Annotated in this window: 13 protein-coding genes; 5 read left to right on the forward strand and 8 right to left on the reverse strand. The window is 62.3% G+C overall.

The features are described from left to right. Positions 1-95 precede the first annotated feature (95 nt). Together ettA and RLEG4DRAFT_RS24805 are read right to left on the reverse strand one after the other, a co-directional pair. Positions 96-1,745: an energy-dependent translational throttle protein EttA gene (gene ettA, locus RLEG4DRAFT_RS24800; protein ID WP_003580908.1), complete on the reverse strand. Its 1,650-nt coding sequence runs from the start codon at positions 1,743-1,745 to the stop codon at positions 96-98. A 98-nt stretch (positions 1,746-1,843) separates the two neighbouring features. Beyond that, entirely contained in the window at positions 1,844-2,584 is a 741-nt protein-coding gene (locus tag RLEG4DRAFT_RS24805; RefSeq protein WP_003580909.1) for a ribonuclease T2 family protein, read from the reverse strand. 157 nt (positions 2,585-2,741) lie between these two features. Here RLEG4DRAFT_RS24805 and RLEG4DRAFT_RS24810 point away from each other — a divergent pair, with 157 nt between their 5' ends. The 4 genes from RLEG4DRAFT_RS24810 to RLEG4DRAFT_RS24825 are packed head-to-tail and all read left to right on the forward strand — an operon-like array spanning position 2,742 to position 7,516. After that, the gene (locus RLEG4DRAFT_RS24810) at positions 2,742-3,671 is read left to right on the forward strand and encodes an alpha/beta fold hydrolase (protein ID WP_003580911.1); all 930 of its coding nucleotides are present in this window, start codon (positions 2,742-2,744) and stop codon (positions 3,669-3,671) included. Positions 3,672-3,688: 17 nt separating this feature from the next. Further along, positions 3,689-4,645 carry a DMT family transporter gene (locus tag RLEG4DRAFT_RS24815; RefSeq protein ID WP_003580912.1) on the forward strand — a complete coding sequence of 319 codons (957 nt, stop codon included), beginning with the start codon at positions 3,689-3,691 and terminating at the stop codon, positions 4,643-4,645. Positions 4,646-4,661: 16 nt separating this feature from the next. Then, on the forward strand, positions 4,662-5,861 hold the full coding sequence (locus RLEG4DRAFT_RS24820) for a CaiB/BaiF CoA transferase family protein (protein ID WP_003580914.1): 1,200 nt from the start codon (positions 4,662-4,664) through the stop codon (positions 5,859-5,861). Next, on the forward strand, positions 5,858-7,516 hold the full coding sequence (locus RLEG4DRAFT_RS24825; protein ID WP_003580916.1) for a thiamine pyrophosphate-binding protein: 1,659 nt from the start codon (positions 5,858-5,860) through the stop codon (positions 7,514-7,516). The genes RLEG4DRAFT_RS24820 and RLEG4DRAFT_RS24825 overlap by 4 nt, the downstream gene beginning before the upstream one ends. A 41-nt stretch (positions 7,517-7,557) precedes the next feature. On the opposite strand, the gene RLEG4DRAFT_RS24830 is transcribed toward RLEG4DRAFT_RS24825, so the two are convergent. From RLEG4DRAFT_RS24830 to RLEG4DRAFT_RS24840, 3 genes are all read right to left on the reverse strand, one after another. After that, the gene (locus RLEG4DRAFT_RS24830) at positions 7,558-7,902 is read right to left on the reverse strand and encodes a RidA family protein (RefSeq protein ID WP_003580917.1); all 345 of its coding nucleotides are present in this window, start codon (positions 7,900-7,902) and stop codon (positions 7,558-7,560) included. A gap of 75 nt (positions 7,903-7,977) precedes the next feature. Continuing rightward, positions 7,978-8,316 carry a TIGR01244 family sulfur transferase gene (locus RLEG4DRAFT_RS24835; protein WP_003580918.1) on the reverse strand — a complete coding sequence of 113 codons (339 nt, stop codon included), beginning with the start codon at positions 8,314-8,316 and terminating at the stop codon, positions 7,978-7,980. Between the two features lie 71 nt (positions 8,317-8,387). Next, the gene (locus RLEG4DRAFT_RS24840; RefSeq protein ID WP_003580919.1) at positions 8,388-9,227 is read right to left on the reverse strand and encodes a DUF4432 family protein; all 840 of its coding nucleotides are present in this window, start codon (positions 9,225-9,227) and stop codon (positions 8,388-8,390) included. 254 nt (positions 9,228-9,481) lie between these two features. Between RLEG4DRAFT_RS24840 and RLEG4DRAFT_RS24845 the strand changes: the two genes are divergently transcribed. Then, complete coding sequence (locus tag RLEG4DRAFT_RS24845) at positions 9,482-10,885, forward strand: L,D-transpeptidase (RefSeq protein ID WP_003580920.1); 1,404 nt, start codon at positions 9,482-9,484, stop codon at positions 10,883-10,885. Positions 10,886-10,954: 69 nt separating this feature from the next. Here the strand turns inward: RLEG4DRAFT_RS24845 and RLEG4DRAFT_RS24850 are convergent, their stop codons facing one another. From RLEG4DRAFT_RS24850 to RLEG4DRAFT_RS24860, 3 genes are all read right to left on the reverse strand, one after another. Next, on the reverse strand, positions 10,955-11,653 hold the full coding sequence (locus RLEG4DRAFT_RS24850) for a ParA family protein (RefSeq protein ID WP_003580921.1): 699 nt from the start codon (positions 11,651-11,653) through the stop codon (positions 10,955-10,957). A gap of 228 nt (positions 11,654-11,881) precedes the next feature. Beyond that, positions 11,882-13,033 (reverse strand): iron-containing alcohol dehydrogenase, encoded by a 1,152-nt coding sequence (locus RLEG4DRAFT_RS24855; RefSeq protein WP_003580922.1) that lies wholly within the window; start codon positions 13,031-13,033, stop codon positions 11,882-11,884. Next, entirely contained in the window at positions 13,030-14,415 is a 1,386-nt protein-coding gene (locus tag RLEG4DRAFT_RS24860; protein WP_003580923.1) for an aldehyde dehydrogenase family protein, read from the reverse strand. The genes RLEG4DRAFT_RS24855 and RLEG4DRAFT_RS24860 overlap by 4 nt, the downstream gene beginning before the upstream one ends. Positions 14,416-14,466 lie beyond the last annotated feature (51 nt).

Genomic DNA, 14,466 nt, shown 5'->3' on the forward strand with positions numbered 1-14,466 from the left:
ATTCGCACTCCAGCGAAATTGCCTGCTCAAATTGCGACAGCGCTGACGTAAAAAAGCCCCGGCCGAACCGGGGCTAGACTGCAAAAAGGCTGTGATCAGCGCGTCAGGCGCTTATGGGCCTGGCTGCCCGGGTTGAGGGCATCTGGGCCAAGACGGCGAACCTTGTCCTGCTCATAATCCTCGAAGTTGCCTTCGAACCATTCGACATGGCCTTCGCCCTCGAAAGCCAGGATGTGCGTCGCCAGGCGGTCGAGGAACATGCGATCGTGGCTGATGATGATCGCGCATCCGGCAAACGCCTCAAGCGCGCTTTCCAGCGCACCCAGGGTTTCCGTATCGAGGTCGTTGGTCGGTTCGTCGAGCAGCAGCACGTTGCCGCCGGCCTTCAGCATCTTGGCAAGGTGAACGCGGTTGCGCTGACCGCCCGAGAGGTTGCCGACCTTCTGCTGCTGATCGCCGCCCTTGAAGTTGAAGGCGCCGCAATAGGCTCTGGAGTTCATATCGAACTTGCCGAGCTTGATGATTTCGGCGCCCCCCGAGATTTCCTCCCAGACGGTCTTGCTGCCGTCAAGTGCATCGCGGCTCTGGTCGACATAACCTAGATGGACCGTCTCACCGATGCGCACTGATCCCGCGTCCGGCTTTTCCTGGCCGGTGATCATCCGGAACAGCGTCGTCTTGCCGGCGCCGTTCGGGCCGATGATGCCGACGATGCCGCCGGGCGGCAGCTTGATCGACAGGTCGTTGATCAGCGTGCGGCCCTCAAACCCCTTGGTGATGCCTTCCATCTCGATGACCACCTGGCCGAGGCGCTCGCTGACCGGGATGATGATCTGCGCGTCGCCGGGACGCTGCTTTTCGGCGGCTTCCACCAGTTGCTCATAGGACTTGATACGCGCCTTGGACTTTGCCTGACGGGCCTTCGGACTGGAGGCGATCCATTCCTGTTCGCGGCTGATCGCCTTCTGGCGACCTGCCTCTTCCCGGTTTTCCTGCTGCATGCGCTTGGCCTTGGCAAGCAGGTAAGCCGAGTAGTTGCCTTCGTAGGGAATGCCGCGGCCGCGGTCGAGTTCGAGGATCCAGCCGGTGACGTTGTCCAGGAAGTAACGATCGTGGGTGATCATCATCACTGCGCCCGGATAGTCGCGCAGATGCTTTTCGAGCCAGGCAATCGTCTCGGCGTCCAGGTGGTTGGTCGGTTCGTCGAGCAGCAGCAGGTCCGGCTGCGAAAGCAGCAGGCGGCAGAGCGCGATCCGGCGGCGCTCACCACCGGACAGGCTGGTGACATCGGCGTCGCGCGGCGGGCAGCGCAAAGCTTCCATCGCCATCTCGACCTGGCTTTCCAGATCCCAGAGGTTCTGGCTGTCGATGATGTCCTGAAGCTTGGCTCCCTCTTCCGCCGTCTCGTCGGAATAGTTCATCATCAGTTCATTGTAGCGCTCGAGCACGGCCGTCTTCGAGGCAACGCCTTCCATGACGTTTTCGAACACCGTCTTGTTGGGATCGATATGCGGTTCCTGCTCGAGGTAGCCGACCGTGGCACCCTCGGCGAGCCAGGCTTCGCCGGTATATTCCTTGTCCTGGCCGGCGATGATGCGCAGCACAGTGGATTTACCGGCGCCGTTTGGCCCGAGAATACCGATCTTGGCATCCGGGTAGAAGGAAAGGTGGATGTTCTCCAGGATCTTCTTGTTGCCATAGGCCTTGTTGAGGCCGGACATATGATAGATGAACTGACGTGCCATGCTGCGCTGCTCCGGGCGGGAAACTTCGATTGTGCCGCTATGTAGGCGAAACAGCGCCTTCGAGCAACGCCGAAACCCGGTTTACGCAGGATTTCCGGTCAGAAGCCCGCAGCGTCGACGACGCCCTCGTCGCAGCCGAACGTCGTTTTTCCCGCGCCCTGGATCAGATCGGCAAGGCCGGCGCTCTTCGCCGACGCCGCCCCGGCAGCCTCCGAAAGCCCGATCGTCAGCCCGCTGACCATTTTGACATTGCCGGCCCGCCGGCAGCTCATCTTGACGCGGTCGCCGGCACCCGGCCCGAAGCTTTTGTCGAAGGCCGCCTTGATCGCCTCGGCCTTGACAGGCTTGCCGATATTGGCGGCAAAGAGATCGCGCACGGCCGAGGTGTTGAGCGCGCCCAGAAGATGCACGCCGACGCCGAAATAATCTTCGGCACTCATTTTCGTGCAGGTGCCGTGCTTTGTCCATTCATGCCGTTCCAGGCCGGATTGCGTGCCGGGCATCGCCTTTGCCAGCGCCGCCTGCGTTTCGGCCGACAGCGTCACCTCCGGCAATGTGTTCCACTTGCCGTCCTTGTCGGCGGCCTTCTGCTCGGTGCTGACGCCGCAATAATCCTGTCGCATCGGCCACAACCCGTGCAGCGAAAAATTCGTCGCATCGGGACGCTCGCCGGTCTGGCTGGCGCATTCGGCCTTCTTCTGGTTGGTCTGACAAAAGGCCGGCTGCCAGCTCGCCGCCAGAATAAAGCGGGTCGTCCCGCCGCCCTCCTGCGCGAAAGCGGCGCCGGCAAGAACCATCGATACGGCGAACGTCAAGGTACGCAACTGCATGCTGCTCATTTCAACCCCCAAAAAGAACAATACAGGAACAAATAAGCACGAAGATTAAAAGCCCGCAACCATGAATCGTAGCGTTGCCGCATTTTGTTATCGGATAAGCCCGGAACCGCTGTTGCTTTTGGGCGCTGATCTGGTCTGTTGCGTCAGGGAGGATGCCATGTTTTCTGAAACGCAAAGGCTCGCCGTGCCAGGGGCATCGCTCGCCTATCACCATGCAGAGGCCGCCGCCCCGGCACGCGGCATCCTGTTGATATCGCACGGTCTCGCCGAACATTCGAAACGCTATCGCGTCTTTGCCGAGGCAATGGCGGCGCGCGGTTATCATGTCTATGCCCATGACCACCGAGGCCATGGCGAGACGACGGCGCCTGACGCGCCGATCGGCCGTTTCGCCCGGCAAGGCGGCGTCGACCGGGTGATCGGCGACGTCCTTGCCATGCGCGCCCACGCGGCCATGCTCCATCCCGGTCTGCCGGTCATCCTCTTCGGCCATTCGATGGGCGGCCTGATCGCCCTCAATGCAGCCGTCACGGCGCCGGCCGATTTCGACGTCGTCGCCGTCTGGAATTCGAATTTCGCCGTCGGCCCTGCCGGCCGTGCCGCCCAGGCAATCCTGCTGGCCGAACGCATGCTGAAGGGCTCCGACGTGCCGAGCGGCCTCCTGCCGAAGCTCACCTTCGGCGCCTGGGGAAAATCGATCCCGGGCCGCCGCACCGAGTTCGACTGGCTGTCGCGCCTTCCCGGTGAAGTCGACAAATATGTCGCCGATCCGCTCTGCGGCTTCGATGCTTCGGTCTCGCTCTGGCTCGATCTCTTCGAACTGACGTTTCGCGCGCCGCAGAAGTCTCATCTCGACCGGTTGCCGCGCGATATGCCGATCCATCTGGTCGGCGGCGGAGAAGACCCGGCGACCGAGCGTGGAAAAGCCATCATCTGGCTGTCAAACCATTTGAAGGCGCGGGGCTTCTCTCGTATCAGCACTCAGATATATCAGGACATGCGGCACGAAACGCTGAACGAGATCGGTGCGGACGCGGCGATCGCAGCCTTCGCCGCCTGGTGCGACGAGGCCGTCGCAAAATCCTGAGCCAGAGAGATTCCATCATGAGCAGCACCGCCGCCCGCCCCGCTTCCTCCGCCTCCGACGTAACAATGGGGCTTGCGCTGATGTTTCTTTCGGTGATGTTCTCGCCGCTCATCGATATTTTCGCCAAGCTTGCAATCGTCACCGTCCCCTCTGCCGAGATCACCGCCGCACGGTTTGCCGTGCAGGCTCTCTGCATGCTGCCGATTGTGATATGGCGACGCAGCTTTACCGATTTTTCCTGGCGCCAGAGCCTGTTCCATGCCATCCGCGGCGCCATCATCACCGTGTCGATGATCTCTTTCGTCACGACGCTGAAATATATGGCGGTCGCCGACGCGATTGCGATCTTCTTCGTCGAGCCGATCATCCTGACGATCCTCGGCGGCATTTTCCTGAAGGAGACGATCGGCTGGCGGCGCTATACCGCCTGCGGCGTCGGCTTCTTCGGGGCGATGCTGATCATCCAGCCAAGTTTTCAGGAGGTCGGCTATATCGCCCTCCTGCCCGTCGTCAGCGCGTTCTGCATCGCGATCTTCGTGCTGATGACCCGCGTGCTCTCGCATAAGGAGGACCCCTGGGCGATGCAGTTCCAGATGGGCATCTGGGGTCTGCTGTTTTGCGCCATCCTCCTCTATCTCAGTGACGGCACCGGCTCCGACATCTTCGATCCTGTCATGCCGGATGGTCCCGCCTGGTTCTATCTCGCCGGCGTCGGCGCCATGGCCGCGATCGCCGGCATCTTCGGCGTCTATGCCTATCGCGCGGCACCGGCCTCGACGCTGGCGCCGCTGCAATATTTCGAGATCGTCTCGGCGACGATCTTTGCCTGGCTGGTTTTCGGCGACTTTCCGAATGCGGTCAAATGGCTCGGCATCATGATCATCATGGCATCGGGCCTGTACATCCTCTGGCGCGAGCGCCGCTTTGCTTCAAAGCCTGTATCCGATACATCTGAGGTGACGCTGGCGCCGTAGAAACGGACGAGGGAATATGACGGAGACGACGAAAAAGCCGCCGCTTGCCGGCATAAGGGTGATCGAGCTTGCCCGGGTGCTCGCCGGCCCCTGGGCGGGCCAGATGCTCGCCGATCTCGGCGCCGACGTCATCAAGGTCGAAAATCCCGATGGCGGCGACGATACCCGCCAATGGGGCCCGCCCTTCGTCGAAGATGCGGATGGCGAAAACCTCTCGGCCGCCTATTACCACGCCGCCAATCGCGGCAAACGCTCCGTCACCGCCGATCTGAAGAGCGAGGAAGGCCAGGATCTGGTCCGCCGCCTTGTTGCCACCGCCGATGTGGTGATCGAGAATTTCAAGCTCGGCGGCCTCGTCAAATACGGCCTCGATTACGACAGCCTGCGCAAGCTGAACCCGAAGCTCGTCTATTGTTCGATCACCGGTTTCGGCCAGACCGGCCCCTCTGCCGGCCTCGCCGGCTATGATTACATCGTCCAGGGCATGTCCGGTTTCATGTCGATCACCGGCGAGCCGGACGGCCAGCCGATGAAGGCCGGCGTTGCCATCGCCGATATCTTCACCGGCATCTATGCCGTTTCGGCGATCGAAGCCGCGCTGATCCACGCGCTGAAAACAGGCGAAGGCCAGCTCGTCGACATGGCGCTGCTCGACGTGCAATCGGCCGTGCTTGCCAATCAGAACATGAATTACCTGGTCTCCGGCACCGCACCCACCCGCCTCGGCAATGCCCATCCGAATATCTCGCCCTATGAGGTCGTGCCGGCGGCCGACGGTTATCTTATCCTGGCGGTTGGAAACGACGGCCAGTTCCGCCGCCTCTGCACCATTCTTGGCCTGGAGACGGTGGCCGGCGACGAGCGTTTCGCCACCAACAAGGCCCGCGTCGCCAATCGCGGCGAAGTCCGCCGGCTCATCTCCACCGAGACGCTGAAATGGCAGAAGGCAGATCTGTTGAAGGCCTGCGAGGAGAATGGGGTTCCCGCCGGTCCGATCAACACGATCGAGGAGATGTTCGCCGATCCGCAGGTGGAAGCTCGCGGCCTGCGCATTGATCTTGCCGATGCTGCCGGCACTGTGATCCCCGGGGTGAGGACACCGGTGGTGCTGTCGGAGACGCCGCTGCGTTATAGCAGGCCAAGCCCGCGTCTCGGCGAACACACGGAAGAAATTCTGGCGGAACTCACTGAGCGCGAGAGGAAAGCATCGTCATGAAAAAGACCGGCGGGGAACTGATCGTCGAGGCGCTGAAGGCGAACGGCGTCAAACGTCTGTCCTGCGTGCCCGGCGAGAGCTTCCTCGCGGTCCTCGACGCGCTACGCGACAGCGAGATCGACGTCCTCGTCTGCCGCCAGGAGGGCGGGGCGGCGATGATGGCGGATTGCTGGGGCAGGCTGACCGGCGAACCCGGCATTTGCATGGTCACCCGCGGTCCCGGCGCCACCAACGCCTCTGCCGGTCTGCATATATCAAAGCAGGATTCGATCCCGATGATCCTCTTCATCGGCCAGGTGCAGCGCGAAGCGCGCGAGCGCGAGGCCTTTCAGGAGGTCGAATTCCGCCGCGCCTTCACCGAATTCGCCAAATGGGTGGGCGAGATCGACGATGCCGCCCGCATTCCCGAGTTCGTCACTCGCGCCTTTGCGGTGGCGACCTCCGGCCGCCCCGGCCCCGTGGTGCTGACACTGCCGGAAGACATGCTGCGCGACGAGGTCGAGGCGCCCCGCGCCAGGCGCTATGCCGGCGTCGAGGCCCATCCCGGCCGCAGCCAGATCGACGACTTTTATCTCAGACTCTTGAAGGCCGAGCGGCCGATGGTGATCCTCGGCGGCACGCGCTGGGATGCCGATGCCGTCGCCGATTTCGCAATCTTCGCCGAGCGTTTCCAACTGCCGGTCGGCTGCTCCTTCCGCCGGCAAATGCTGTTCGATCATCTCCACCCCTGCTATGCCGGCGATGTCGGCATCGGCATCAATCCGGCACTCGCCAAGGAGATCAAGGAGAGCGACCTGCTGATCCTGCTCGGCGCCCGCATGTCGGAAATGCCGTCCTCGTCCTATACGCTGATCGACATTCCCTACCCCCAGCAATCGCTAGTCCATATCTATCCCGATCCTTCCGAACTCGGGCGCATTTACCGCCCGGATGTCGCCATCTGCGCCGCGCCGGCTGATTTCGTCGAAGCACTCGCTGATCTGGAAGCGCCGGCCGAGCCGCACTGGGCGGAGCATACACAGCGCATGCACCAGGCCTATCTCGCCTGGTCGAAGCCGCCAGCGACAGGCCCGGGCGCCGTCCACATGGGGCCGATCATGGAATGGCTGGAGGCCAATACCGGGCCGGACACGATCTTCACCAACGGCGCCGGCAACTACGCCATCTGGGTGCACCGCTTTCACCGTTTCCGCCGCTTCAACACCCAGGCCGCCCCCACCTCCGGCTCGATGGGTTACGGCCTGCCCGCCGCCGTCGCCGCCAAGCGGCTGTTTCCCGAGCGCGAGGTCATCTGTTTTGCCGGCGACGGCTGTTTCCTGATGCACGGCCAGGAATTCGCCACTGCCATGCGCTACGGTCTGCCGATCATATCAGTCGTCGTCAATAACGGCATTTACGGCACGATCCGCATGCATCAGGAGCGCGAATATCCTGGCCGCGTCAGCAGCACCGATCTGACCAACCCCGACTTCGCAGCCCTTGCCCGCGCCTATGGCGGCCATGGCGAGACGGTGGAAAGCACCGAGCAATTCGCCCCTGCCTTCGAGAGGGCGCGCCAAAGCGGCAAGCCGGCGATTATCGAGGTCAAACTCGATCCGGAAGCGATCACGCCGACCAGAACGCTGTCCGAAATCGCCCAAACAAAAAGCCGGTGAGAGCGTCACCGGCTTCAAGAAATCTCAAACCCTATGCGACCTCAGTCGATCGCAGCCGTGACGATGAATTCGACCTTGTATTTCGGCGCAGCGAGCTTGGCTTCGCTGGTGGCGCGGGCCGGCGGGTTGGCCGGATCGATCCAGGCTTCCCAGGCAGCGTTCATTTCGGCGAAATAAGCGATGTCGGAGAGGTAGACGATCGTCTGCAGGATCTTCGACTTGTTGCTGCCTGAGGCAGCCAGCAGGCGGTCGACTTCGGCAAGCGAGGACTTGCACTGATCGGTGACGCTTTCGCCCTCGCCGACCTGGCCTGCGAGATAGACCGTGTTGCCGTGAATGACGGCGCCGCTCATGCGCGCGCCGACGTCGATACGCTTAATGCTCATCATAGTCTCCTGAGTGAATGGAAGATGGCGGCGCTGCGGCGCAGCGCCGGAAATGGGGACCCGAAACGCTGGGGCTCAGCTACGGATATGGTGGGTCTTCTGATAAATCGCCGTCGAGCGGGCGCCGGAGCGGCAATAGCCGAGCATCGGCCGCGGGAATTCGTCGAGCGCATCGACCATGCCCTGCACCGCTTCCTCGGTCACGCCCATCGGCCCGACAGGCACATGGGCGATATCGAGACCGAGTTCCTTGGCGCGCGCCTCGATGACCGAGAACGACGTCTGATCGGGGCTTTCGTGGTCGGGGCGGTGGCAGACGATGGATTTGAACCCCAGCGCCTTGATCTCGTCGAGCTCCTCAAGCGTGATCTGGCCCGAAACAGAATATTCATCGTCGATCTGGCGAATATCCATCGTCTTGTCTCCTCAAAATCGTGGGCTGAAGGTCTACGACGGGAGGCCGGCAAGCGTCAACAACACTTCACTTACACGAAGGCGAAGGTCAGCACATAGCTGCGGCTCTCGCCAGGCGCCAGCATATTGAACTCACCGGCGGCCTGAAGCTCGTCGCGCGTGACCCAGCGATGCGAGACCGGCTCGATGCCGATGATATGAGCGGGCGCCTTCTGGTTCCGCCAGACCTGCAGGTAAGGCAGCGTGTCGGCGTGGAAGCGGACGCGGAGCGTCCTGCCGCCGATCGCGGCGATCGGTCCGAGGCGAACCTCTGCGAAACCTTGCTCGGTCGCCGGCGCCGCCACACAGAAGATGCCGCCCGGTTCTTCGCCGAATGTCCATAGGAAACCGCCATTCTCCAGCATCCGGCCTTCCAGCCGTGTGCCCTCGTCCAGCCATTTGCCGCCGGTGTTCATGTGATACATCAGGAAGGTCGGCACCGTCTGGTCGCTGGTATTGACGACCCGGTCCTCGAGCCGCACCTCACCGCTCGCCCCGTCGATCCGCCACAGCCGCTCGATGCGCTGCGGCAGTCCCTCGACGGTCACGATGTCGATATCGGCGCGGCATTCGGCATTGCCGTTCTCGTACTTCGTCCACAGCACCTTGGCCGCATGGCCGGGGGCCGATCCGTGCAGTGGATAGACCTTGCCGTCGGCGCGGCCGGCGATCGGCTGGCGGTGACGGATATGATCCGGGCCGCAGGTGAACAGGAAGCCTTCGAGAGAGTGATCGATTCGCGGATCGCCATCGTCGGGAATGGCGCGTTTCGGCGCCATATCGACGCCTTCGACGATGCATCCGCCGATATCCAGCACCGATGTTTCATCCAGCATCAGGCGCGGCCCGCTTGCGGCGGCAAATTCGATCATCTCGGGTCTCCTTGAGGGTTTATGCCCGCCTCAGCGTTAGGTTTTGCGCCGTCATTCGTCAATCGGCGCCATTCCCATCTTGTGTTTTTGCCGCAACCATGGATTTTGCGGAACTGACACGAAGACGCAAACGTTTATGAGTAAAAGGAAATCTTAGTGAATTTCATATTTTGTTCAGCACGGTTTCATAAATTCCACACTAGCGTCAAAATTCGCGGGTGTGTGTCTGCCAGTCACTGTTCGAGGTGTGAGACGTGAATCGCTTTTTGAAGTCGGCATTTTCTCTTGCGGCCGTGCTGGCAGCCGTTGCGGCTGCAGCGCCGGAGGCAGGCGCGCAGCAGTTTCGTGACCGCCGCCAGAGCGACATCGTGCTGGTGACGCCGAGCGGCGAAATTCTCGACTATGTCCCGCGGGGCTATAACTACGCCCGCGACCGCAGCGGCAATCGCGTGCTGATCGACGACTACGGCAACGTCGTTGCCACCGAGATGCGCGCCCGCGGCTACTATCCGCCGCGCCCCGGCCCGCGGGGCGATGTCTATGCCGACCAGGGCGGCAACGATCCCTATTATGCCGACAACAACACCTATGGCGACAGCCGTTATTCCGAGCGTGGTGCGGTCACCGGCGGCATCCCGCGCGATGCGGCGATCGAACGCCTACCACTCGGCGAGCAGCCCTATCCCGAGGACAACAGCATCGGCAATCCGCAGCCGGGCGACGACTATGCCTCGATCGATCCCGACCAGCAGATTCCGCCCGCCGACGCGCCCGCGGCCGCGCCTGATGAACCCGTCATCACGCTGAAGAACAAGTCGAAGCCGGAGATCGTCGCGCTGCAGGTCTTCCTCGACCGCGCCGGCATCTCGCCCGGCGTCATCGACGGCCATATGGGTTCGAACGTCACCAAGTCGATCTATGCCTATGACCAGATGACCGGCTCCAAGCTCGACCCGAACGATACCGATGCCATTCTGGAAGAACTGCGCATGAACGGCGGCCTGCCCGTCGTCAGCTACACGATCACGCCGGCCGACGCCGCCGGCCCCTTCGTCGCACAGATCCCGGAAGACTATTCGCATAAGGCGCTGCTGCCGTCGCTTGCCTATACATCGACCACCGAAATGCTGGCCGAGCGCTTCCACATGGATGAGGCCTTCCTCAAGGAGATGAACCCCGGCGCCGATTTCAGCGTTGCCGGCACCGTCATCAAGGTCGTCAATCCGGGTGAGCCGAAGAGCGGCGAGGTTGCCCGCATCATCGCCGACAAAGGCCGCAAGCAGGTCTTTGCCTATGACGGCGCCGGCAATCTCATTGCCGCCTATCCGGCATCCATCGGTTCCACCGACACGCCCTCCCCGTCGGGCACCGTGACGGTCGAACGCGTCGCGTTCAATCCCGGCTACACCTACAATCCGAAGATCAATTTCCAGCAGGGCGCCAACGACAAGATCCTCAACATCCCGCCCGGCCCGAACGGCCCGGTCGGCACCGTCTGGATGGCGTTGTCCAGGCCGACTTACGGCATCCACGGCACGCCCGAGCCTTCCAAGATCGGCCGCACCCAGAGCCACGGCTGTATCCGCCTGACCAATTGGGATGCGACCGAGCTTGCCAAGATGGTCAAGCCGGGAGTGACGGTCGAATTCGTCGACTGAACCTACAGCAGCAACGTGAAGAGGCCGCCGGATCGCTCCGGCGGCCTTTTTCGTTTTATGCAGGATCTGTCAGGCCGCCGTCGCCATCCGGGCCGACGCCGTTAGCCTGGCCGGCAGCTTGCTCATTATTTCCTCGGCGAAACAGGTGGCGTTCTCACGCGCCTTGTCGAGATTGCTGACGCGCGCAGGGTCGATCGTGTGCAGCGTGCCGCCACAGTCGAAGATGTCGCGGAAGGCCGAGCGTTCGATGATGGCGGTGTCCAGCACCGGCACATGTCGCTCGCTGAGCAGCGACTTGACGAGCTGCAGCGCCCGGGTCGTCACCATCGAGTTGACGCGGGTCAGCACCACCGAATGACCGATTTTGATACCCGCCTTTTCGTCCAGATACTGCAGCAGTTCGAGCACCTGTGCGCCGCCGCGCGCATCCATTGCACAGCCCTGGATCGGGATCAGCACATGATCAGAAAGGCCGACGGCAGTGGCGAGCAGCGGATTGCGCGCACCCGGCAGGTCGACGATGAAATAGTCGGTATTGTGCTTGTTCTCGCTGATATGCAGCGGCAGCGAGGCGGTGGTCACGAAATCGATCACCGAAACATTGGGCACATGCCCCGATATGTCGTGCCAGCGCGAAATCCAGTGCTGGGGATCGGCGTCGAGAATGGTGACGCGGAAACCCTTGCGGGCAAGCTCGGTGGCGAGCAGGAGAACAGCGGTCGTCTTGCCGGCGCCACCCTTGGTGTTTGCGAATGTAATGACAGGCATGTTCGGTCCTCGGAAGGAAATAGCACGAGCCGGTATCGCTCTCTTACGCACTGTCGGAGCATCGTGCGGTTAAGCTATCCTTTACAATCATGGTTAACAAATCCCAAACGCGCCCGCCGAAATTGCAGCCTGTATTTTTCACATCCCTAAAATTGGGGATGCCGCCAATATAAAAAAAGCCCGGAAGGCCAAAGCCTTCCGGGCCTATCCGCAGGGTCGGCATCTAACTCAGAAGCATTCCTTGAAAAGCGCCTTGGTATTTTCGAGCGTCATCGCAACCGGGTTGCCGCCCGCGCTCGGATCCTCGATTGCCATGGCCGACAGTTCATCGATGCGGTCGGGGGCGATTCCCATCGCCGTCAGCGTCTCCGGCACGCCGAGTTCGGCGCGCAGCTTCAATACATAGTCGTAAAAGCCGTCGAAACCGCCCGAAATACCGAGATAGGCGGCGGCGCGGCCGATCTTCTCCTCGATCGCCTTGCGATTGAAGCGCAGCACCGCCGGCATGACAACCGCATTGGTCATGCCGTGATGGGTGTTGTAGACGGCGCCGATCGGGTGCGACAGCGCATGAATGGCGCCAAGCCCCTTCTGGAAGGCGACCGCGCCCATGGCAGCGGCGGCCATCATGTTGGCGCGGGCTTCGAGATCGGTGCCTTCCCTGTAGGCCCGCGGCAGGAATTCCTTGACGAGCCGCATGCCTTCGAGCGCGATGCCGGCCGACATCGGGTGATAGAAGGGCGAGGAATAGGCCTCCAGGCAATGGGCGAAGGCATCCATGCCAGTGCCGGCCGTGATGATCTTCGGCATGCCGACGGTCAGTTCGGGATCGGAGATGACGACGCCCGGCAGGAACTTCGGATGGAAGATGATCTTCTTCACATGCGTGACGGAATTGGTGATGACGCTGGCGCGCCCGACTTCCGAGCCGGTGCCGGCGGTCGTCGGCACCGCGACGATCGGCGCGATGCCCTCGAGGCTGGCGCGCGTCCACCAGTCGCCGATATCCTCGAAGTCCCAAACCGGCCGGGTCTGGCCGGCCATGAAGGCGACGCACTTGCCGAGGTCGAGACCAGAGCCGCCGCCGAAGGCGACGACGCCGTCATGGTCGCCATCCTTGAAGGCCCTGACGCCGGCCTCGAGGTTCTTCTCGTTCGGGTTCGGATCGACATCGGCAAAGATCGCCCGGCCGAGGCCGGCATCTTCGAGGATATCGAGCGCATTCTTGGTGATCGCCATCGAGGCGAGGCCGCGGTCGGTGACGAGTAGCGGCTTCTTGATGCCGAGGCTCTTGCAGGCGTCGGCCAGTTCCTTGATCCGGCCCCGGCCGAGCTTGACCGATGTCGGGTAGCTCCAGTTTGCGGTGATGTTGCTGCTCATGCTGTGACTTTCTTCAGGTGGAAAGATTTCGGGCGCGTCAGATTCTGAAAGCCGATGATCGACAGCGAGCCGCCGCGTCCCGTCTCCTTGACGCCGGTCCAGCAGAGCGCCGGGTCGAGATAGTCTGCGCGGTTCATGAAAACGGTGCCGGTTTCGATTTCGCGGCCGAGCCGCCCTGCCCGTTCGGCATCTTTGGTCCAGAGCGAGGCCGTCAGCCCATACTGGCTGTCGTTCATCAAGGCGAGTGCTTCCTCGTCGCTCTTCACCTTCATGATGCCGACCGCCGGGCCGAAAGTCTCTTCGCGCATGAAAGCCATGGAATGGTCGACGTTCACGAGAACCTGCGGTGCGAGATAGGCGCCGCCGTCATCCCCAGGGAAAAGCTTGGGGTCGACAAGCGCCTTGGCGCCCTTGGAAACCGCATCGGCGATCTGCTCGCGCACCACCTTGGCGAAGCGCTTGTTCGCCATCGGCCCGAGCGAAGTATCCGGATCGAGCGGATTGCCGAGTTTGTAGTTCGACACCCAGGCGACCGATTTTTCGACAAAGGCGTCGTAGAGGGACTCGTGCACGTAGATGCGTTCGATGCCGCAGCAGCACTGGCCGGAATTGTAGGTCGCGCCGTCCATCAGCGTGTCGACGGCCGCCTCAAGATCGGCATCTTCCATGACGTAACCCGGATCCTTGCCGCCGAGTTCGAGGCCAAGACCGGTGAAGGTGCCTGCAGCGGCCCGCTCCATCGAGCGCCCGCCTTCGACCGATCCGGTGAAGTTGACGAAATTGAAGCTGCCGGCGGCAATCAGCGCCGACGTCGTCTGATGATCGAGGAAGACATTCTGGAACACGTCCTCGGGAACGCCCGCCTCGATGAAGGCCTGCACCAGCCGCTCGCCGACAAGGAGCGTCTGCGAAGCATGTTTCAGAACCACCGTATTGCCGGCCATCAGCGCCGGCGCGATGGTGTTGATCGCCGTCATGTAGGGATAGTTCCAAGGCGCCACGACGAAGACAACACCATGCGCCTCACGCTCGATGCGGCGCTCGAAACGGTCGCTCTCCTCGACGATGACAGGCGCCAGCGCATCGGCCGCAATCGAGGCGACATAGTTGGAGCGCTCGTTGAAGCCCTTGTACTCGCCGCCGTACTTGATCGGCCGGCCCATCTGCCAGGCAAGCTCAGGCACGACGACGTCGGACATTTCGTTCAGCCGCGCAGCACCCTTCAGCACCAGCTGTACGCGCTCTTCGAGCGGCCGCTTGGCCCAGGCCTTCTGTGCCTTGCGGGCACGCGCCACCACGTCCTTGGCGGCGTCGAGCGAAAGCGCCGGACGCTCCGCGTAAACCGATCCGTCGACCGGTGAAATGCATTGGATCATTGCCATGATCGATTTCCGTCCTCGTTTGATCAAAAATTTCGTCGAGGGCCATAGCCC

Source organism: Rhizobium leguminosarum bv. trifolii WSM2297, from assembly GCF_000271845.1.

Coding starts and splice junctions, on each gene's coding strand:
- RLEG4DRAFT_RS24830 (WP_003580917.1), bottom strand. CDS start 7,902: ATGAGCATTAAGCGTATCGACGTCGGCGCGCGCATGAGCGGCGCCGTC.
- RLEG4DRAFT_RS24820 (WP_003580914.1), top strand. CDS start 4,662: ATGACGGAGACGACGAAAAAGCCGCCGCTTGCCGGCATAAGGGTGATC.
- RLEG4DRAFT_RS24805 (WP_003580909.1), bottom strand. CDS start 2,584: ATGAGCAGCATGCAGTTGCGTACCTTGACGTTCGCCGTATCGATGGTT.
- RLEG4DRAFT_RS24825 (WP_003580916.1), top strand. CDS start 5,858: ATGAAAAAGACCGGCGGGGAACTGATCGTCGAGGCGCTGAAGGCGAAC.
- RLEG4DRAFT_RS24815 (WP_003580912.1), top strand. CDS start 3,689: ATGAGCAGCACCGCCGCCCGCCCCGCTTCCTCCGCCTCCGACGTAACA.
- RLEG4DRAFT_RS24810 (WP_003580911.1), top strand. CDS start 2,742: ATGTTTTCTGAAACGCAAAGGCTCGCCGTGCCAGGGGCATCGCTCGCC.
- RLEG4DRAFT_RS24835 (WP_003580918.1), bottom strand. CDS start 8,316: ATGGATATTCGCCAGATCGACGATGAATATTCTGTTTCGGGCCAGATC.
- ettA (WP_003580908.1), bottom strand. CDS start 1,745: ATGGCACGTCAGTTCATCTATCATATGTCCGGCCTCAACAAGGCCTAT.
- RLEG4DRAFT_RS24855 (WP_003580922.1), bottom strand. CDS start 13,033: ATGAGCAGCAACATCACCGCAAACTGGAGCTACCCGACATCGGTCAAG.
- RLEG4DRAFT_RS24860 (WP_003580923.1), bottom strand. CDS start 14,415: ATGGCAATGATCCAATGCATTTCACCGGTCGACGGATCGGTTTACGCG.
- RLEG4DRAFT_RS24850 (WP_003580921.1), bottom strand. CDS start 11,653: ATGCCTGTCATTACATTCGCAAACACCAAGGGTGGCGCCGGCAAGACG.
- RLEG4DRAFT_RS24840 (WP_003580919.1), bottom strand. CDS start 9,227: ATGATCGAATTTGCCGCCGCAAGCGGGCCGCGCCTGATGCTGGATGAA.